Annotated in this window: 24 protein-coding genes; 12 read left to right on the forward strand and 12 right to left on the reverse strand. The window is 58.1% G+C overall.

The features are described 5' to 3' along the window. Positions 1-3 precede the first annotated feature (3 nt). The 7 genes from bluB to AC2FH9_RS18535 all read right to left on the reverse strand — a co-directional run bounded on the left by bluB (position 4) and on the right by AC2FH9_RS18535 (position 4,662). The gene (bluB, locus tag AC2FH9_RS18505; protein ID WP_496698487.1) at positions 4-639 is read right to left on the reverse strand and encodes a 5,6-dimethylbenzimidazole synthase; all 636 of its coding nucleotides are present in this window, start codon (positions 637-639) and stop codon (positions 4-6) included. 12 nt (positions 640-651) lie between these two features. Continuing rightward, entirely contained in the window at positions 652-1,041 is a 390-nt protein-coding gene (gene rpsP / locus AC2FH9_RS18510; RefSeq protein WP_142639148.1) for a 30S ribosomal protein S16, read from the reverse strand. 42 nt (positions 1,042-1,083) lie between these two features. Then, entirely contained in the window at positions 1,084-1,380 is a 297-nt protein-coding gene (locus AC2FH9_RS18515; protein WP_142639150.1) for a chorismate mutase, read from the reverse strand. Further along, positions 1,377-1,928 carry a GNAT family N-acetyltransferase gene (locus AC2FH9_RS18520; RefSeq protein ID WP_496872544.1) on the reverse strand — a complete coding sequence of 184 codons (552 nt, stop codon included), beginning with the start codon at positions 1,926-1,928 and terminating at the stop codon, positions 1,377-1,379. Before AC2FH9_RS18520 ends, AC2FH9_RS18515 begins: the two co-directional genes overlap by 4 nt. Then, positions 1,925-2,479 carry a GNAT family N-acetyltransferase gene (locus AC2FH9_RS18525; RefSeq protein WP_496872547.1) on the reverse strand — a complete coding sequence of 185 codons (555 nt, stop codon included), beginning with the start codon at positions 2,477-2,479 and terminating at the stop codon, positions 1,925-1,927. The genes AC2FH9_RS18520 and AC2FH9_RS18525 overlap by 4 nt, the downstream gene beginning before the upstream one ends. Further along, entirely contained in the window at positions 2,480-3,982 is a 1,503-nt protein-coding gene (gene ffh / locus AC2FH9_RS18530) for a signal recognition particle protein (protein WP_496872548.1), read from the reverse strand. A gap of 161 nt (positions 3,983-4,143) precedes the next feature. Next, positions 4,144-4,662, reverse strand: a complete 519-nt coding sequence (locus tag AC2FH9_RS18535; RefSeq protein ID WP_496872550.1) for a hypothetical protein — start codon at positions 4,660-4,662, stop codon at positions 4,144-4,146. A gap of 89 nt (positions 4,663-4,751) precedes the next feature. Here AC2FH9_RS18535 and AC2FH9_RS18540 point away from each other — a divergent pair, with 89 nt between their 5' ends. Continuing rightward, positions 4,752-5,282: a prolyl-tRNA synthetase associated domain-containing protein gene (locus AC2FH9_RS18540; protein ID WP_496872551.1), complete on the forward strand. Its 531-nt coding sequence runs from the start codon at positions 4,752-4,754 to the stop codon at positions 5,280-5,282. On the opposite strand, the gene AC2FH9_RS18545 is transcribed toward AC2FH9_RS18540, so the two are convergent. Both AC2FH9_RS18545 and AC2FH9_RS18550 read right to left on the reverse strand, forming a co-directional pair. Beyond that, on the reverse strand, positions 5,283-6,023 hold the full coding sequence (locus AC2FH9_RS18545; protein ID WP_496872591.1) for an aspartate/glutamate racemase family protein: 741 nt from the start codon (positions 6,021-6,023) through the stop codon (positions 5,283-5,285). A 66-nt stretch (positions 6,024-6,089) separates the two neighbouring features. Then, positions 6,090-6,671 carry an FMN-dependent NADH-azoreductase gene (locus AC2FH9_RS18550; RefSeq protein WP_496750822.1) on the reverse strand — a complete coding sequence of 194 codons (582 nt, stop codon included), beginning with the start codon at positions 6,669-6,671 and terminating at the stop codon, positions 6,090-6,092. Between the two features lie 117 nt (positions 6,672-6,788). On the opposite strand from AC2FH9_RS18550, the gene AC2FH9_RS18555 reads away from it, so the two are divergent. The 4 genes from AC2FH9_RS18555 (at position 6,789) to AC2FH9_RS18570 (ending at position 9,424) form a co-directional block, all read left to right on the forward strand. After that, positions 6,789-7,667: a LysR family transcriptional regulator gene (locus AC2FH9_RS18555; RefSeq protein WP_142639300.1), complete on the forward strand. Its 879-nt coding sequence runs from the start codon at positions 6,789-6,791 to the stop codon at positions 7,665-7,667. Further along, positions 7,664-8,578, forward strand: coding sequence for a DMT family transporter (locus tag AC2FH9_RS18560; RefSeq protein WP_496750821.1), 915 nt, complete (start codon positions 7,664-7,666; stop codon positions 8,576-8,578). Before AC2FH9_RS18555 ends, AC2FH9_RS18560 begins: the two co-directional genes overlap by 4 nt. Positions 8,579-8,647: 69 nt before the next feature. Beyond that, complete coding sequence (locus AC2FH9_RS18565) at positions 8,648-8,911, forward strand: hypothetical protein (RefSeq protein WP_496872554.1); 264 nt, start codon at positions 8,648-8,650, stop codon at positions 8,909-8,911. Between the two features lie 99 nt (positions 8,912-9,010). Further along, positions 9,011-9,424: a universal stress protein gene (locus tag AC2FH9_RS18570; RefSeq protein WP_496750820.1), complete on the forward strand. Its 414-nt coding sequence runs from the start codon at positions 9,011-9,013 to the stop codon at positions 9,422-9,424. 5 nt (positions 9,425-9,429) lie between these two features. Here AC2FH9_RS18570 and AC2FH9_RS18575 read toward each other — a convergent pair whose 3' ends face one another. Next, the gene (locus AC2FH9_RS18575) at positions 9,430-9,762 is read right to left on the reverse strand and encodes an ArsR/SmtB family transcription factor (protein WP_142639170.1); all 333 of its coding nucleotides are present in this window, start codon (positions 9,760-9,762) and stop codon (positions 9,430-9,432) included. A gap of 83 nt (positions 9,763-9,845) precedes the next feature. Between AC2FH9_RS18575 and AC2FH9_RS18580 the strand changes: the two genes are divergently transcribed. From AC2FH9_RS18580 to AC2FH9_RS18610, 7 genes are all read left to right on the forward strand, one after another. Continuing rightward, positions 9,846-10,757 carry a DMT family transporter gene (locus tag AC2FH9_RS18580; protein WP_496692180.1) on the forward strand — a complete coding sequence of 304 codons (912 nt, stop codon included), beginning with the start codon at positions 9,846-9,848 and terminating at the stop codon, positions 10,755-10,757. 184 nt (positions 10,758-10,941) lie between these two features. Continuing rightward, positions 10,942-11,274, forward strand: a complete 333-nt coding sequence (locus tag AC2FH9_RS18585) for an AtpZ/AtpI family protein (RefSeq protein ID WP_142639174.1) — start codon at positions 10,942-10,944, stop codon at positions 11,272-11,274. Positions 11,275-11,276: 2 nt separating this feature from the next. Continuing rightward, positions 11,277-12,035 (forward strand): F0F1 ATP synthase subunit A, encoded by a 759-nt coding sequence (locus tag AC2FH9_RS18590; RefSeq protein ID WP_496698470.1) that lies wholly within the window; start codon positions 11,277-11,279, stop codon positions 12,033-12,035. A 48-nt stretch (positions 12,036-12,083) separates the two neighbouring features. Then, positions 12,084-12,308 carry a F0F1 ATP synthase subunit C gene (locus AC2FH9_RS18595; protein WP_005981269.1) on the forward strand — a complete coding sequence of 75 codons (225 nt, stop codon included), beginning with the start codon at positions 12,084-12,086 and terminating at the stop codon, positions 12,306-12,308. An 86-nt stretch (positions 12,309-12,394) separates the two neighbouring features. Next, the gene (locus AC2FH9_RS18600) at positions 12,395-12,946 is read left to right on the forward strand and encodes a F0F1 ATP synthase subunit B' (protein WP_271951428.1); all 552 of its coding nucleotides are present in this window, start codon (positions 12,395-12,397) and stop codon (positions 12,944-12,946) included. Between the two features lie 5 nt (positions 12,947-12,951). Then, positions 12,952-13,512 carry a F0F1 ATP synthase subunit B gene (locus tag AC2FH9_RS18605; RefSeq protein ID WP_496698468.1) on the forward strand — a complete coding sequence of 187 codons (561 nt, stop codon included), beginning with the start codon at positions 12,952-12,954 and terminating at the stop codon, positions 13,510-13,512. Positions 13,513-13,689: 177 nt separating this feature from the next. Further along, complete coding sequence (locus AC2FH9_RS18610; RefSeq protein ID WP_496872558.1) at positions 13,690-14,550, forward strand: glycosyltransferase family 2 protein; 861 nt, start codon at positions 13,690-13,692, stop codon at positions 14,548-14,550. Here the strand turns inward: AC2FH9_RS18610 and AC2FH9_RS18615 are convergent. Together AC2FH9_RS18615 and AC2FH9_RS18620 are read right to left on the reverse strand one after the other, a co-directional pair. Next, the gene (locus tag AC2FH9_RS18615; protein WP_496698464.1) at positions 14,547-15,041 is read right to left on the reverse strand and encodes a metal-dependent hydrolase; all 495 of its coding nucleotides are present in this window, start codon (positions 15,039-15,041) and stop codon (positions 14,547-14,549) included. The two genes, AC2FH9_RS18610 and AC2FH9_RS18615, sit on opposite strands and share 4 nt — an antisense overlap. Then, on the reverse strand, positions 15,041-15,811 hold the full coding sequence (locus AC2FH9_RS18620) for an FCD domain-containing protein (RefSeq protein ID WP_496698462.1): 771 nt from the start codon (positions 15,809-15,811) through the stop codon (positions 15,041-15,043). The genes AC2FH9_RS18615 and AC2FH9_RS18620 overlap by 1 nt, the downstream gene beginning before the upstream one ends. Positions 15,812-15,832: the final 21 nt, after the last annotated feature.

Below are 15,832 nucleotides of genomic sequence, written 5' to 3' on the forward strand. Positions count from 1 at the left end.
CGTCTATCGTACCTCCACAAGCAGGTTGTCGTCGCGGATTTCCCAGCCAGATTGCTGCAACTCGGGGGTTTCCGAGTGCTCTTCGGGCCATCCGACACAGAAGTAACCGATCAACCGCCAGCTATCCGACACATTCAGATCACGCGCCATTTGTTCGGGATCCAGAATAGACACCCATCCCAAACCCATCCCTTCGGCCCGCAACGCAAGCCAGAACAACGTGACAGCCGAGACCACGGAATAGCGCCGCATCTCGGGCATCGAACCTGCACCCAAACCGCGTCCCTTGTCGGTGGAATCGTCGCAGAACACGGCCAGCTGCACCGGTGCTTCCTGCATTCCCGTCAGTTTCAGCTGACTGTAGAGCTGCGCATTGTCGCCCGAGTATCCCTTTAGGGCCTGGGCATTCGCCGCCTGAAAGTTCTTAAGCGCAGCCTCACGCGCGGCGGTACTTTCGACTCGGACCACACGCCAAGGCTCGCTGAGCCCCACAGAAGGCGCCAGTCGAAACGCGTCGAGGCAGCGCGTCAGCACTGCCTCGTTCACAGCTTCGTCGCGAAACCGGCGCACGTCGCGCCGGAGCCGCAACAACAGATCGAACTGCGCGCGAAAATCGTCGGTAAAGGTCTGATGCCGCACGCGCCGCCCTGCTTACTCTTCTGCTGCTGCTTCTTCAGCAGGCGCAGCAGCAGCTTCGGCAGCTTCAGCGGCCTTTGCAGCTTTTTCTTCCGCGCGCTCCTGAGCTTTCTTGCCCGGGGTACCCTTGTTGGGGTTGCTACGCTCAGCTTTTTCCTTGGCGCCGGCTGCTTCCAGCATGCGGGCGATCCGGTCGGTGGGCTGGGCGCCCTGGTCCAGCCAGTACTGGATGCGCTCCATGTCCATTTTAACGCGCTCTTCGTTGTCTTTCGGCAGCAGCGGGTTGTAGGTGCCCAGCTTTTCGATGAAACGGCCGTCGCGCGGCATGCGGCTGTCGGCAGCCACGATGCGGTAGAAGGGACGCTTTTTCGAGCCGCCGCGGGCGAGACGAATTTTCATTGCCATGGTGGTATCTCCTTTAGATGGCGTGTGCCGGGAACGGCCCGGTCAATTCTGGTGTTTCTTATGGTGTCGGATGACTTCCTGAATGATGAAATTCAGAAAAGCCTTGGCGAAATCGGGGTCAAGATCGGCCTCTTTCGCCAGGTCTTCTAACCGTGCGATCTGCGCAGCTTCGCGCGTGGGATCGGACGGGGGAAGGTCGTGTGCCGCTTTCAGTTTGCCAACGGCTTGTGTGTGCTTGAACCGCTCGCCCAGTGTGTAAACCAGAATCGCGTCCAAGCGATCGATGCTTTCGCGGTGGTCCTTGAGCAACGCGGCAGCCTGAGTCACGGGATTGGTCATTGGCCGGTCCTTTCGGTGGTCAAAGCAGGTTCGGATAAATCGAGCGTGGGATGGCGCCAGACCTGGCAGGGCTTGCCCATCACTTCGCCTTCGCGCTCGAAGCTAGCCCCCATACGCTCGGCCAAGGCACGAGAGCGCGTGTTTTCATGCGCGATATAGCTGATGACGCTATTCAAACCCTGTTGGCGCGCAGCATAGTCGCGAGCTGCAAGGGCTGCCTCGAAAGCCAGACCTTTGCCTTCCGCCCGTTCCATCAGGGTCCAACCGAGTTCGGGTTCGTCCCAGCCAGGTACATCAATGATGCCAACCCCGCCAACAAAGCGACCGCTGGATTTCTCGGTCAGATGCCAAAGGCCGTAGCCTTTCAGCGCCCAGTGACCCAGACGTGTTGCCAGAGAGCTCCAGCTGCCCACATGATCCCGCGGACCGCCAACCATATGGCTGCGCTCGGATGCATAGAAGGCAGTCAACTCAGGCAGGTCATCCACATGCGGGGCCCGCAGAACAAGGCGTTCAGTTTCGATGATCGGGATGGAGAATGTCGTCATGCGTATGCCTCCACTCCACCGTTCTCAAGGTCTGATGGAGCCGGGTGCCGCCAAACCTGCATCTCGCCATAGGCCGGGTGTTTATAGATGCTGTCAAACCGCGCACCCAATCTATCGGCCACGGCTCTGCTCACCAGATTGTCGGGGTCGATCAGAGAAATAGCAGTATCCCAGCCCAGTACGTCATAGGCATATGTCCGTGCGGCGAGCGCCGCCTCGGTCGCGTATCCTTTGCCTGTTGCGCTGCTCATCAGTGTCCAGCCGATTTCCGGCTCAGGCCAGCTATGCGGAAACCACAGCCCTACATGACCGATGTATTTGCCGGCGCCTTTTTCCTCTACCGCCCAATACCCATAGCCGCGAAGGGTCCAGTGACCCAGCAGTAGGGCAAGTGTCCGCCATGTCTCATCCGCACGCTTGGGACCGCCGACGAATTTCGATGCGTCGCTGGCAAAGAATGCTTCCAGCGCGCTGAAATCGTCCTCGCACGGGGCACGCAGGATCAGGCGGTCAGTCTCAAGCCGAGGGATATGAGGTGCAGCGGCGGTCATTTACTTCTTTTTGCCAAATCCGCTGAGGCCCGGGGGCAGGGCCATGCCGCCGCCCATGCCGGGCAGGCCACCGCGACCACCCATTGCCTTGGCCGCAGCCTCCAGCGCCTTGGGGTCCATACCGCCGGCCATATCCTCGGGCGAGGGGCCGCCTTTGCCGAACATGCCCTTCATGGCCTGTTTCAGCATCTTGCCTTTGCCCATCTTGCCCATCTTCTTCATCATGTCCGACATCTGCCGGTGCATTTTCAGCAGCTTGTTGAGGTCGCTGACCTCCATACCCGAACCCGCCGCGATACGTTTCTTGCGGCTGGCTTGCAGCAGTTGCGGGTTGGCGCGTTCACGCTTGGTCATGGATTGGATCAAGGCGATCTGGCGCTTGAGCACCTTGTCATCCATGCCCGATTCTTCGACCTGTTTGGCCATCTTGCCCATGCCGGGCATCATGCCCATCATGCCTTGCATGCCGCCCATCTGGATCATCTGTTCCAGCTGCATCTTCAGGTCGTTCATGTTGAACTGACCTTTGACCATGCGCTTCATCATGCGCTCGGTCTGTTCGATCTCCATCGTTTCCTGGGCCTTTTCGACCAGGGCAACGATGTCGCCCATTCCCAGAATACGTCCTGCAATCCGGTCCGGCTCGAACGTCTCAAGCGCGTCCATCTTTTCGCCCAAGCCCACAAAGCGGATCGGTTTGCCGGTGACCGCGCGCATCGACAACGCCGCGCCACCGCGCCCGTCGCCATCCATCCGGGTCAGAACCACGCCCGAGATACCGACCTTGGCTTCGAATTCCTCGGCGACCTCAACGGCGACCTGACCGGTCAGACCGTCGACGACCAGCAGGGTTTCGCGCGGGTCGACCGCGTTGCGAACCTGCTCGACCTCGTTCATCAGCACTTCGTCGATGTGCAGACGGCCCGCGGTATCGAGCATATAGACGTCATAGCCACCCAGCGTCGCTTGCTGCTTGGCGCGTTTGGCGATGTCGACGGGCTTCTGGCCGGGAACAATCGGCAGCGTATCGACGCCGACCTGTGTGCCCAGAACGGCCAGCTGATCCATCGCCGCCGGGCGATAAACATCCAGCGAGGCCATCAGGACCTTCTTGCCCTCTTTCTCTTTCAACCGTTTGGCAAGCTTACCGGTTGTCGTAGTCTTACCCGAACCTTGCAGACCGACCATCAAGATCGGGGCAGGCGGGTTGTCGATTTTCAACGCACCGGGATCATCCTCACCGCGCAGCACGTCAACGAGCGTGTCATGCACGATCTTGACGACCTGCTGGCCGGGGGTGATCGACTTGGTCACCGCTTGTCCGGTGGCCTGATCCTGTACCTTCTTGACGAACTCCCGCGCGACCGGCAGCGAGACGTCAGCCTCAAGCAAGGCAACCCGTACTTCGCGCAGGGCGGTCTTGACGTCCTCTTCAGACAGCGCACCCTGTTTGGTCAGCCGGTCAAAGACGCCAGAGAGGCGTTCGGATAGATTTTCAAACATGCCTGCGGCCTCCTATGCCGGTTATCTGGTGGCGCCTCTTAGATAAGAAACACCGGTTAAATGCACAATTGCCCCCACGGGCGTAACACGCTGGTGGGGGGCGATCCCTGAACGACTCAAGGGACCGGAAGATCTGAGGCTTCCGGATGTTGGGCAGGGATTTAAGCTGAACGGCTAGCGGTGTCAACCTTGCGCGCGGGAAGCCAGTTATTGACCGCATCAACCAGCCGATGCGCACCACGACCGTTCGAGAACGCTTCGACGATGGGATGACGTCCCGCGCTCATCCCCTTGTCCAATATTAGCACAGGGCGATAGAGGGTGGATGACCCCTTGTCGCTTCTCGATGTCGTGCTTTCAATCTCTGCATGGGATAGGTTTGAAAGCACATGCTCGACAGTATCATAGCCAAAAACCGACTGCCTGCGGATCATTATGCGGTCTTCCTTTCGGTCCAGGATGACCTGAACACGACGGACAAAGGCGCAGAATGCTCCAAAGCCCATTCCACCGCCGAACAGTGCAAAGAAGATGCCGAACAAGATGCCCTCACCGCCTTCGCTGGCCAGAAACAGGCCTGCGCCGACAAAAGCCAGAATGAAGAAGACCAGCATGATGCCGATGAACCATGGCGTATCGGACAGGATCAGTTGGTTCGGAGTGTTGCGTGTAATTTTCATGGCGGCACGCTAACACCGAAGGCAGCACCTGTCGTGGCTTGAATTCGCCCGCGCGTTGCGCGATGAGCGCAGCAAATTAGGAGGGTCCCATGGACGCATCATCAGCTTTTCAGGATACACTGCCGCTCAGCTCGGATGCGCTGTTGGCGCAACTGGACGTCTGGGGGCTGTCCTATCGGTTGCACACACATATCCCGCTGCGCACGGTCGAGGATGCCAAAGGGGTCGAAGACCAATTCATGGTGCCGGGTGAGAATGCGTTGCGCCTCAAGAACCTGTATCTGCGCGATAAGAAAAAGCGGAACTATCTGGTGACGCTGGAACAGAGCCGCGACATCGACCTCAAGGCGCTGGGCGCCGAGCTGGGTGTCGGCAGCCTGTCCTTTGGCTCGGCGGATCGGCTGTTGCAAAACCTCGGCATCCGCCCTGGGGCTGTCAGCCCGTTGGCGATGATCAACGGGGTGCAGAATGATGTACGCTTTTACATGGATGCTGCCGCACAACAGGTCGATGTGATCAACATGCATCCCTTGGTCAACGACCGCACAGTTGCCATATCGCGCGCTGATTTGATGGCCTTCTTCGATCGGATTACATGCGCGGTGAACTGGCTGCCCTGATCAGGGCACTAACGCTTCGTCCAGGGCCGCGGCCACATGTGCAGCGGACGGGTTGATGAACAGATGCCCGTCAGCCTCGAACACAGGGTCGTCCAGATGATCGGGAAAGGCCAGCGGCAGTTCCGTGCAGGCCAGAAGGATTGCGGTTCCGGGTTCGGCATGCCGGTTACAAAAGGCCAGCAGGCGCGCACGGGCGCTTTCTGACGCGCCGCCGTAGAAATCACCGTCGATTATCGCTTGCATCTTTGCAATTTCGCTTTCGGGCAGGCGGGCGTTTGCGCTGATGCCAATCTCGCCCAGCTTGTTGGCATAGTGCGTCGCCTGCATCGTTACCGTGGTGCCCAGAACCAGCGCGCGCGTGGCGTCTGTCGAGGCCGTAACCTCGGCGGTTGCATCGAAGATGCTGAGAATGGGCATCGTAACGCCCTGTCGGATTGCATGCAGCCGCGCGTGGGGTGTGTTCGAGGCGATAATCCCAAAGTCACAGCCAGAGGCTTCAAGAGTTAACAAAGCTTCCCGAAATACAGCATCAAATCCGGCCCAACTGGCCTCATCGCCCGCGACGCCACGCAGGGCACGGGTTTTAGCCTGGGTCACGGACTCGATGGTCATGGGTGGGATGGGCAGAGGGGATCCATGTCCGCGCTGGGCGAAAAACCGCCCCGCGCCTTCGGCAATCGCCCGGTAATAATCAACGGTCGAGGCCCAGCCCACGCCGCCCAGAATGCCGATCTTTTTCATTGCGTGCGTCCAGTCTGCCCATTTGGTATCCAGGACAGACTGGACGTTTTCTGAGGTGAAGGTCAATCAGGCTGCCAGTTGCGAAACCGCATTTCGTGCATTGCTGAGAGAACCTTCGGCATCCAGCGCCAACTGGTCGGCGGCGACGATTTCGACGTCATGGATACCGATAAAGCCAAGTACATGCTTGGCATAGGTGGTGGCAAAATCGACATCAGACCCGACAGCTGTGCCACCCGACGCAACGGCCAAAACCGCGCGCTTTCCATCTAACAGGCCTTTTGGACCGCTTTCGGAATACGAAAAGGTCACTCCGACGCGGGCAATCAGGTCGATCCAGGCTTTGTACGCCGCGGGCACCGAGAAATTGTAGATCGGCAGGCCTATGACAAGCGTATCGGCCTGCTGCAGTTCAGTAACCAGCTCGTCAGACAGGGATAACTGGTCCTGTTGCATGGCACTGCGCTGATCGGCAGGGGTGAAATTTGCGCTGACCCAGGCTTCGGTCAGCAGCGGCAGAGGTGTGGCAAGGTCACGGCGAATTATGCGGTCAGCGCCCAGGTGATTGACGATGCGTGCCGAAAGGTCACGAGTGGTCGAACCTTCGCGGCGGGCCGATGCGTCGATATGCAGGATAGTTTTGGTCATGGTTCAATTTCCTTTGGTGTGCAGGATGTGTCTTGGCCCGATATGAGCGTTGCGCGAGCGAACAAAACTCTGGTAAGTCAACAGGGTCTGTTAGAATTTGCACAATGGAAAACCGCAGTGGACAACTGGGACGAGGTAAGAACCGCCTATCAGGTGGCGCGTATGGGAACGGTCAGTGGCGCGGCCGAGGTGCTGGGTGTGCATCATGCCACCGTCATTCGCCACATTGATGCGATTGAGGCCCGGCTGGCGGTCAAGCTGTTCCAGCGCCATGCGCGCGGCTATACCCCGACCGAAGCCGGAGAGGACCTGTTGCGTGTGGCACAGGCGACTGAGGATCAGTTCAATCAACTGATCGGCCGTATGAAGGGTCGGGGTGATGACGTGTCGGGCGAGTTGGTCGTGACGTCGCTGTCCTCTCTGGCATCTCTGGTGGTGCCGGTTCTTGCCGAGTTTCAGCGACGGCACCCGGAACTGATCGTCCGGTATCTGACCGGTGATCGGCTGTTTCGTCTGGAATATGGCGAAGCGCACGTGGCGATCCGTGCCGGGTCAGCGCCTGATCAGCCCGACAACGTGGTTCAGTCCTTTATGAAGCAAGAGGTCGGGTTATACGCCAGCACCGATTATGTCGCGCTGCACGGCAAGCCTGGCAGCCTCGATGACTTTGCAGATCATTCTTTCATCAGTACCGATGACGAAAACAGCCGAGCGCCGTTTTCCCGCTGGTTGCGCCAGACCGTGCCAGCCGAGCGCATCACCTTCCGTTGTACCAACAACTTCTGTATCCGCGAGGCGGTCCTGTCCGGCGCGGGTATCGGTTTCATGCCACGTTGGTCAGCTGCAGGAGATCCGAACCTGGTCGAAGTGATCGACCCGATGCCGGAATGGTTTGGTGATCTGTGGCTTGTTACCCATGTGGATCTGCATCGCACGACCAAGGTGCAGGCCTTTCTGACCTATCTGAAAGAGCAATCCAAGAGCTGGGCAAAATGAGTCAACAGGCGCGTGGCCATCTGGCCATGCTGATTTTTTCGGCCCTGGTTGCAGGGAGTTTCTCGCTGGGGTCACTGATCGCCAATCAGATCGCGCCCGAAGCCATTACCGCGGCCCGGTTCGGCATCGCATCCGTGGTGATTGGGGGTGCCGCGCTTATGACCACCGGCCTGCCGCGCAGCGCGGCACAAGCCCCGTGGCGCTATTTGGTTCTGGGCGGAGTATTCGCGGCCTATTTCGTGTTGATGTTCTACGGGTTGAAAACCGCACCGCCTGTCAACGCGGCAGCGGTCTTTACGCTGACTCCGGTTATGGCCGCATTCGCCGGTTGGATCTTGTTGCGCCAGATCACCACACCAAGGATGGCGCTTGCACTGACCCTTGGGGCAGTCGGGGCGCTGTGGGTGATCTTTCGCGCTGATTGGCAAGCCGTGCGCGCCTTCGATATCGGGCAGGGGGAAATCATCTATTTCTGGGGCTGTGTCGCGCATGCTTTGTATACCCCCCTTGTACGCAAGCTGAACCGTGGAGAGCCTGCAGTGGTGTTTACTTTTGGTACGCTTCTGGCGGGATGCCTGATGCTGACGATCTACGGGTGGTCCGAGATCCGTGCCACCGACTGGGCGAACCTGCCAGCGATAGTCTGGGTGGGTTTGATTTATGTTTCGGTCTTTGCAACCGCGGCAAGTTTCGTGCTGGTTCAATATTCAACGCTGCGCCTGCCATCGGCAAAGGTGATGGCTTATACTTATCTGGTTCCCAGTTGGGTCATTCTGTGGGAAATCTCTCTGGGGCAGCAGGCGGTTGGCCCTGTCGTCTATTTTGGTGCCGGTCTGACGATCCTGGCCCTGGTTTTGCTGCTGAAATCCGAGGGGGGCAAACCCGCGCGTCCTTTGCCGCAAGCCGATTGAACTTGTGAAACGACCAAATTGTGTCAGGCTTGGCCCTAGACCAGAATATGAAACGTCCAAGGGGACGACATGAAACCAGTTCTTTCCATAATGATATTGGTGGTTTGCGGCGCCTGTGCCGGGTCATCTGAAACGGATTTACAAGCCAGTTGCGAGGCGCTGGTCGCAGCCGAAACCGGAACGCGGCCCGGAGATGTTCGGGCATTGTCCACCGATACCGAACTGGGCGGGTCGGTCACGACGGTTTCCGTTGCCGGGGCCCAGGCCCCGTGGTTGTGTCGGGCGGACCCTTCGGGGGTCGTGACCGGTGTTGAATACAGTCAGGAAGGCTAGCCCGTTTCAAAGTTTGACCAAGCGGGCGAGGGTGTTGAGGCAGATCAAGGCCTGGCACCCTCTGGTTTCTCTATGCTTCAGGCCAAGGAGGAACGTCCCATGTACAGTCATATCATGATCCCGGTTGATCTTCATCTGCCACCCGAGGTGCGCAAGGCCGCCAAAGTTGCAGCAGCTATAGCCGAATGGCAGGGGGCCAAGATTACTTTGGTCAGTGTCACCGGCACCCAACCGGGTGACCCTGTTCAGTCAGATGCTGCGGTTGACAAGAACCTACGTGATTTTGCCAAACAGTTGGCTGAAAGCAGCGGGACCGAAGTGGCGTATCGTAATATCCATTCGGTTGATGTCGCTGCCGAAGTTGACGGTGACTTGACACGGACTGCCGAAGAAATCGAAGCTGACCTTATCGTCGTCGGCACCCATGCGCCGCGTATTACCGACTATATATTCTCGAGCCATGCGGGGTATCTGGCGAAACATGCCAGTGTCTCTGTTTTTGTAGTCAGGTAGGCGGATCATTCCTCGGCTGCGGGCAGTTCAACCTCAAGAAATCGTTCGAACGCGTCCAGATTGACCGGCTCGAACTGCCCGAACCCTTGCATCCAGACGGATGCGGATCGCAGCGCGTCAGGCTCCAGCTTGCACCACTTCACCCGTCCACGCTTTTCCTGGCTGATCAAACCGGCTCTGGTCAGGATCACCAGGTGTTTTGAAATCGCGGCAAGCGACATCTCGAACGGTTCGGCGACATCCGTCACCGCCATGTCATCCTCCAGCAGCATCGCAAGGATGGCGCGGCGTGTGGGGTCGGCAAGGGCCGCAAAAACGGTATCGAGATCGTTGGACATACTCCTTTCCTAAAGCGCAAGAACCGGTTTGACAATTTTCGGTATGAGGTCACTGTGCCCCGGCATGTGTATCGGGGGTTGGGATGTCACTAAAATACTGGCTGGTGATTTGTATTCTTGGCATCGGTTGGGGCATGTCCTTCATGTTTAATGCCATTTTGCTGCGGGAACTTGGGCCGCTTTCGGTGTCGATGGGACGGGTTGCATTTGGGGCGCTCGGGTGCTGGGTCTATGTGATCGGGGCGCGATTGCCAGTCAATCTGACACTGGCACGTGCGTTTGGGTTGTTGGGATTTGGTGCGCTCAGCTATGCCGCGCCCTTTGCCTTCTATGCGCTTGGGCAACAGCATATCGCTTCGGGTGTGGCAGGGATCGTCAATGCAACGACACCGGCCTTTGCCGTCATTGTTTCGCATTTCTGGCCCGGAAGTGAACGTGCCACCCTGTTAAAGTCTCTGGGCGTGGTTTGCGGCTTCACCGGTATCGTTGTGCTGTCTCTGCCTGTACTGGGCGGTGGCGCGTCGTCCGAATTTTGGGCGATCCTTCTGACACTTTGCGCACCGATCTGCTATGCGTTCTCAGTCAACATCGCGCGGGCCTTCCGGGATATGCAACCTGTGGTTCTGACCGCCCTTGCATTGACGGGTGCTACGCTGGCCATCACGCCCTTGGCGCTTTGGCAAGAAGGACTACCCCATATAACCCGGGCCGAGACTTGGGCCTCGCTGGCGATGATCGGGTTTGTGCTGACATCCGCCGCCTTTATCGCGTTCTACTGGTTGCTGCCCAAGGTTGGCCCGACCAATATCTCGACAGTGACATTGATTGCGCCTGTTTCGGCGCTGGTGCTTGGAACATGGGTGCTGGGGGAAACCCTGCGGCCCGAGCATCTGCTGGGAATGGCAGCGATCTTCGCCGGTCTGCTGCTGATCGACGGGCGCGTGATCAGACGTATCTGGCAGGGGGTCTCGGGCAAAGATCAACCAAAAGGTTGAATATGCGGATTCCGTGCCTTTGTACCCGCTTCCTGTGGTTCGGGCTGATCACGCCTATGGTGACTCAGAAAAAATGCCTTTAAAAACAATAGAGTAAAGTGCGGCAATTCGGGCTGCCAACGCCGTTGACTCTGCGCTCTCCGCCCCTTAGCACCGTGCCCAAGACTGTACGAGGGAAACGCCCGTGACTGATGATGACCAAAAGCAGCGTATGGCGCAGCTTGAGGCTAAGATCACGGCGGCGAAAAAGGCCAAGTCAAAGCCTGAGGCCCGTGCGGACGCCGATTATTCGGGAGGCGAGCTTGCCTGGCGGATGGTCATCGAAATGGTATCCGGTCTGGGGATCGGATTTGGCATCGGATACGGGCTGGACAGCCTGTTCGGGACAATCCCGATCTTCCTGGTGCTGTTCACATTGCTGGGTCTGGTCGCCGGGGTAAAGGTTATGCTCCGCAGCGCACAACAGGCGCAAGAGAAACAGATGGCCGACAAGGCCGACGAAGACGAGAGGGACTGAACGTGGCAACCGAGACCACCGCAGCAGAAGGCAGCAGCCTGGTTTTCCATCCGATGGATCAGTTCATCGTCAAACCGCTTTTTGGCGACGGTGCGATTGCTTGGTACACGCCCACTAACGTCACTCTGTGGCTGTTTTTCGCAATTCTCGCTGTGATCGGCCTGCTGGTGCTCAGCACGTCCAAGCGCGCCATTGTCCCGACGCGCATGCAGTCGGTGGCCGAACTGGCCTATGGCTTTATCTACAAGATGCTTGAAGACATCTGCGGCAAGGATGGCGTCAAATACTTCCCCTATGTCATGACCCTGTTCATGTTCATCGTGTCCGCGAACTTCCTGGGTCTGATCCCGACCTCGTTCACAACCACATCGCATTTCGCCGTGACCATCCCACTGGCGCTGGCCGTGTTCCTGACTGTGACTATTCTGGGTTTTGTCAAGAACGGCGCCGGGTTCCTGGGCCTGTTCTGGGTCTCAAGCGCGCCGCTGGCGCTGCGCCCGATCCTGGCGATTATCGAGCTGATCTCGTATTTCGTTCGCCCGGTCAGCCACTCTATTCGTCTTGCCGGTAACGTCATGGCAGGCCACGCGGTTATCAAGGTTTTCGCAGGCTTCGCCGCGATTGCCGTGATCTCGCCTGTGTCCGTTCTGGCGATCACCGCAATGTACGGTCTTGAGGTCCTGGTGGCCTTTATCCAGGCCTACGTATTCACCATTCTGACCTGTGTATATCTGAAGGATGCACTGCATCCGTCGCACTAAGGTCCGATACCCAAACATCGAAACTTCCAATTCGTAAGGAGAAACATCATGGAAGGCGATCTCGCACACATCGGCGCAGGCCTGGCAGCAATCGGTTCCGGCGCAGCCGCAATCGGGGTGGGCAACGTAGCAGGCAACTTCCTGGCTGGCGCTCTGCGCAACCCTTCGGCGGCTGCTTCGCAGACCGCAACCCTGTTCATCGGTATCGCATTTGCAGAAGCCCTGGGGATCTTTGCATTCCTAGTTTCGCTGCTGCTGATGTTCGCCGTCTAATCTGCGGAACCTGATCCTTACGCGCAGGTGGGCCCAAGCCATAGCGGCCCGCCTGTTGTAAAGACAACGTTCCGACGGAGGACATCATGGCGACAGAACCCGTATACGAAGAGGTGGCTGGCACCTGCGTTGACTCTCATGGATCGGCGATTGGTATGCCTCAGCTTTGCTTCGATTGGTTCCCCAACCAGATTTTCTGGCTGGTCATCACGCTGGTCGTCATCTTTCTGGTCCTGTCCCGCGTGGCTTTGCCCCGCATCGCGGCAATCCTGGCGGAACGTCAGGGGACCATTACAAATGACCTGGCTGCGGCCGAAGATCTAAAGGCCAAAGCGGTCGAGGCTGAAGAGGCCTATAACAAGGCGCTGGCCGATGCCCGTTCTGAGGCACAGCGTATCGCTGCCGAAGCACGCGCCGAAATCCAGTCTGGTCTGGATGACGCGATTGCCAAGGCAGATGCTGAAATCGCTGCAAAAGCGGCTGAATCGGAAAAGGCAATTGCCGACATCCGTGCAGGTGCGCTGGAAAGCATTCAAATCGTTGCCAAGGATACGGCAGTAGAACTGGTTACCGCTCTGGGTGGCGAGGCTGATGCCAAAACCATCAACGGTGCGGTTGACGCGCAGACAAAAGGATAAGTGACATGCGGAACACTCTTGCCCTTATCCTGACATTTGCTGCCGCCAGCCCCGCGCTGGCCGCAAGTGGCCCGTTTTTCTCGCTTGGCAACACCGACTTTGTGGTTCTGCTGGGCTTCATCGTTTTCATCGCAGTCCTGTTCTACTTCAAGGTCCCGGGCATGATCGGTGGAGCGCTGGATAAGCGTGCCGAAGGCATCAAGTCCGAACTGGACGAAGCTCGCGCCCTGCATGAAGAAGCGCGCAGCCTGCTTGCCTCGTACGAGCGCAAGCAACGCGAGGTTCAGGGTCAGGCGGATGCCATCGTGGCCGCCGCAAAGGAAGATGCGGTTCTGGCAGCTGAGCAGGCCAAGGACGATCTGGAGAAATCCATCGCGCGCCGTCTGGCGACCGCGCAGGATCAGATTGCTTCGGCTGAAGCGTCGGCTGTCAAGGAAGTCCGCGATCAGGCCATCACCGTTGCTATTTCTGCAGCCAATGCTGTGCTGGCCAAGCAGATGACCGCCGCGCAGGCCAACAAGCTGATCGACGCATCCATTGTGGATGTGAACGAAAAGCTTCACTAAGACAATTCCGACCCGGCAGCACATCTGCCGGGTCCGGACATTGGGCTGCGAATATCGCACCCCGCTTCCCGATTTGACCGGGGACTGATTGTCTGCGTTACATATTCGGAAACACTCCAACCAATTTTGCGCCCGTGCGACGGCATTTGCCGAAACCGGACTGGATAAGAGCCCTTTATGACCGAATTGCCGACGATCAGTGTCGTTATTCCCAACCTGAACTGCGTCGATTTCATCGAACGGACAATCCTCTCTGTGCTTGAGCAGGAATATCCCAAGCTGGACCTGATCCTGTCGGACGGCGGTAGCACCGATGGTTCGATGGAGGTGGTCGAAAAGTACCGCGATGCGTTTTCACATATCATCTCGGGCCCGGATACCGGGCAGGCCAACGCTGTAAACAAAGGCTTTGCAGTGGCCACGGGCGACGTAATGGGTTGGATCAATTCGGACGATGTTCTTATTCCCGGCGGCCTTGCCACGGTAGGATCGCTGTTTGCGTTGAACAATAACATGAATTGGATGACCGGGCGGGTCACGTGCATTGACGAAGAAGACAATGTCCTGACTGTACGGCGCCCAAAGCCCGTTTCACGGGTAAGACTGCTTGCCGGGGATTATCAGTGGGTTCAGCAGGAATCGACCTATTGGCGGCGTGACCTTTGGGATCAGGTCGGGGGCCAACTAAACGAGAACCTCAAGCTTGCCGTCGACGGAGAGCTATGGCTGCGGTTTTCGCGACATACCGATTTGGTGCCCGTGCATGCTCAGGTCGGGGCTTTCCGGTTCCGCAAGGGCCAGCGGTCCGAAGCGGCTGAGGCTTACCATTCGGAAATGCTTCAGGCGATTGAGGTCGAGCGTCAGGCGCAGAGCCGGTCGGATGACCTGATCGGGGCGATATTGGACACGCCGTTGGAATTGCGCTCTCGGACCGAAGCTGAAGGGTTGTTTCCGTCGCTGTCCAGTCAGGACCCGAAGGCAATGAAACGGCCAAATTTGTGGGTTCACAGTCTTAAGCGGCGGCTGAACGGAATTTAACCCTCAAGGCCCTGCTGTTTCTTGCGCCTGCTGGTCCACCACACATAGGCCGCCAGGAGAGTGATTGCGATTTCGATCTTGAAGGTCCAATGGCTTAGAAAAGATAAAATCCAATGAGAATGCGTGGCCTGAACAACCACCAGCGGGTGGGTGAATTCGAAAATTGGCCAAGCCCATGCCACTTCGCCAACAATCGAATCCAAGGTCATATGCACCAGACCCCCGGCGCCGAAGGCTGCAGTAATGAGTCCTGCGCGCGGGAATCTTAGCCGCAGCAGCAGGCCGAGCGTCAGGATGCCGAGCCAAAGCAGAGGGCGGTGTGTGAGGTATTCGTGATGGTGGTGGCTGCGATTGTCTACGAAATAGAACCACAGCAAATCGATATCTGGGGCGATGGAACCAATCATCGCAGCGGCAAACGCAGCTTTATCCAATCCGGGCGTCGCAGTGCGAAAGACCAGATACGCACCAGGTAGGTGCCCAATGAACATCAGTGCTGTCCTGTCTCATGGTCCAGGCGCTGCTGCGCAATGGCTTCGTTCCGCAGGGCTTTCTGGTGGTCTTCCATGCAGATGCGAACAAAGCCCAGATGCTCCTGGACTGCAACGCGCGCCGCCTCAGGGTCGCGAGCCTGCAGCGCTGAATTGATTTCCCGGTGCTGATCCAGAATGGCGTCTCGCGTCGTACGCTGCCGGAACATCATCTGCCGATTGTAGAAGACACCCTGTCGTAGCAGGTCAAACATCGACCGCATCATATGCAGCATGACCACGTTGTGACTGGCCTCAATGATGGCCATGTGGAACTGCGCATCCAGATGGGCCTCTTCCTCGGCCGCATTGCGGGCATGGGCGGCTTCCATCTTGTCAAAGATCGCCTGTATGACCTTCAGATCGCTTTCGGACCCCAGTCTTGCCGCGCGTTCTGCTGCAAGCCCTTCCATGTCCCGGCGGAAGGACAGATAGTCGAAAACCGCCTCGTCATGGCTGCTGAACAACCGGATCAGAGCCGGTGAAAAAGCCGAGCCTAAGACTTCGGCAACATAGATTCCTGACCCTGCCTTGGCTGTCAGCAAACCCTGATGCTGAAGATCAGAAATCGCTTCGCGCAGTGAGGGGCGTGAAACGCCCAGACGGTCGGCCAATTCCCGTTCTGCAGGCAAACGTTCTCCGGGGCGCAGGATCCCGCGCAGAATCAGCAACTCGATTTGTTTGACCACCGCAATGGACAGCTTTTCAGTTTGGATCTTTTGGAAGGGCATGGCGGCGCGTTTTCGAAATTG

The sequence above is a fragment of the Ruegeria sp. CDSC081 genome, from assembly GCF_059610485.1.

Bases quoted from the DNA above. Each gene is read 5' to 3' on its own strand.
- rpsP (WP_142639148.1), bottom strand. From the start codon at position 1,041: ATGGCAATGAAAATTCGTCTCGCCCGCGGCGGCTCGAAAAAGCGTCCC.
- AC2FH9_RS18515 (WP_142639150.1), bottom strand. From the start codon at position 1,380: ATGACCAATCCCGTGACTCAGGCTGCCGCGTTGCTCAAGGACCACCGC.
- AC2FH9_RS18520 (WP_496872544.1), bottom strand. From the start codon at position 1,928: ATGACGACATTCTCCATCCCGATCATCGAAACTGAACGCCTTGTTCTG.
- AC2FH9_RS18525 (WP_496872547.1), bottom strand. From the start codon at position 2,479: ATGACCGCCGCTGCACCTCATATCCCTCGGCTTGAGACTGACCGCCTG.
- ffh (WP_496872548.1), bottom strand. From the start codon at position 3,982: ATGTTTGAAAATCTATCCGAACGCCTCTCTGGCGTCTTTGACCGGCTG.
- AC2FH9_RS18535 (WP_496872550.1), bottom strand. From the start codon at position 4,662: ATGAAAATTACACGCAACACTCCGAACCAACTGATCCTGTCCGATACG.
- AC2FH9_RS18540 (WP_496872551.1), top strand. From the start codon at position 4,752: ATGGACGCATCATCAGCTTTTCAGGATACACTGCCGCTCAGCTCGGAT.
- AC2FH9_RS18545 (WP_496872591.1), bottom strand. From the start codon at position 6,023: ATGAAAAAGATCGGCATTCTGGGCGGCGTGGGCTGGGCCTCGACCGTT.
- AC2FH9_RS18550 (WP_496750822.1), bottom strand. From the start codon at position 6,671: ATGACCAAAACTATCCTGCATATCGACGCATCGGCCCGCCGCGAAGGT.
- AC2FH9_RS18560 (WP_496750821.1), top strand. From the start codon at position 7,664: ATGAGTCAACAGGCGCGTGGCCATCTGGCCATGCTGATTTTTTCGGCC.
- AC2FH9_RS18565 (WP_496872554.1), top strand. From the start codon at position 8,648: ATGAAACCAGTTCTTTCCATAATGATATTGGTGGTTTGCGGCGCCTGT.
- AC2FH9_RS18570 (WP_496750820.1), top strand. From the start codon at position 9,011: ATGTACAGTCATATCATGATCCCGGTTGATCTTCATCTGCCACCCGAG.
- AC2FH9_RS18575 (WP_142639170.1), bottom strand. From the start codon at position 9,762: ATGTCCAACGATCTCGATACCGTTTTTGCGGCCCTTGCCGACCCCACA.
- AC2FH9_RS18580 (WP_496692180.1), top strand. From the start codon at position 9,846: ATGTCACTAAAATACTGGCTGGTGATTTGTATTCTTGGCATCGGTTGG.
- AC2FH9_RS18595 (WP_005981269.1), top strand. From the start codon at position 12,084: ATGGAAGGCGATCTCGCACACATCGGCGCAGGCCTGGCAGCAATCGGT.
- AC2FH9_RS18600 (WP_271951428.1), top strand. From the start codon at position 12,395: ATGGCGACAGAACCCGTATACGAAGAGGTGGCTGGCACCTGCGTTGAC.
- AC2FH9_RS18605 (WP_496698468.1), top strand. From the start codon at position 12,952: ATGCGGAACACTCTTGCCCTTATCCTGACATTTGCTGCCGCCAGCCCC.
- AC2FH9_RS18610 (WP_496872558.1), top strand. From the start codon at position 13,690: ATGACCGAATTGCCGACGATCAGTGTCGTTATTCCCAACCTGAACTGC.
- AC2FH9_RS18615 (WP_496698464.1), bottom strand. From the start codon at position 15,041: ATGTTCATTGGGCACCTACCTGGTGCGTATCTGGTCTTTCGCACTGCG.
- AC2FH9_RS18620 (WP_496698462.1), bottom strand. From the start codon at position 15,811: ATGCCCTTCCAAAAGATCCAAACTGAAAAGCTGTCCATTGCGGTGGTC.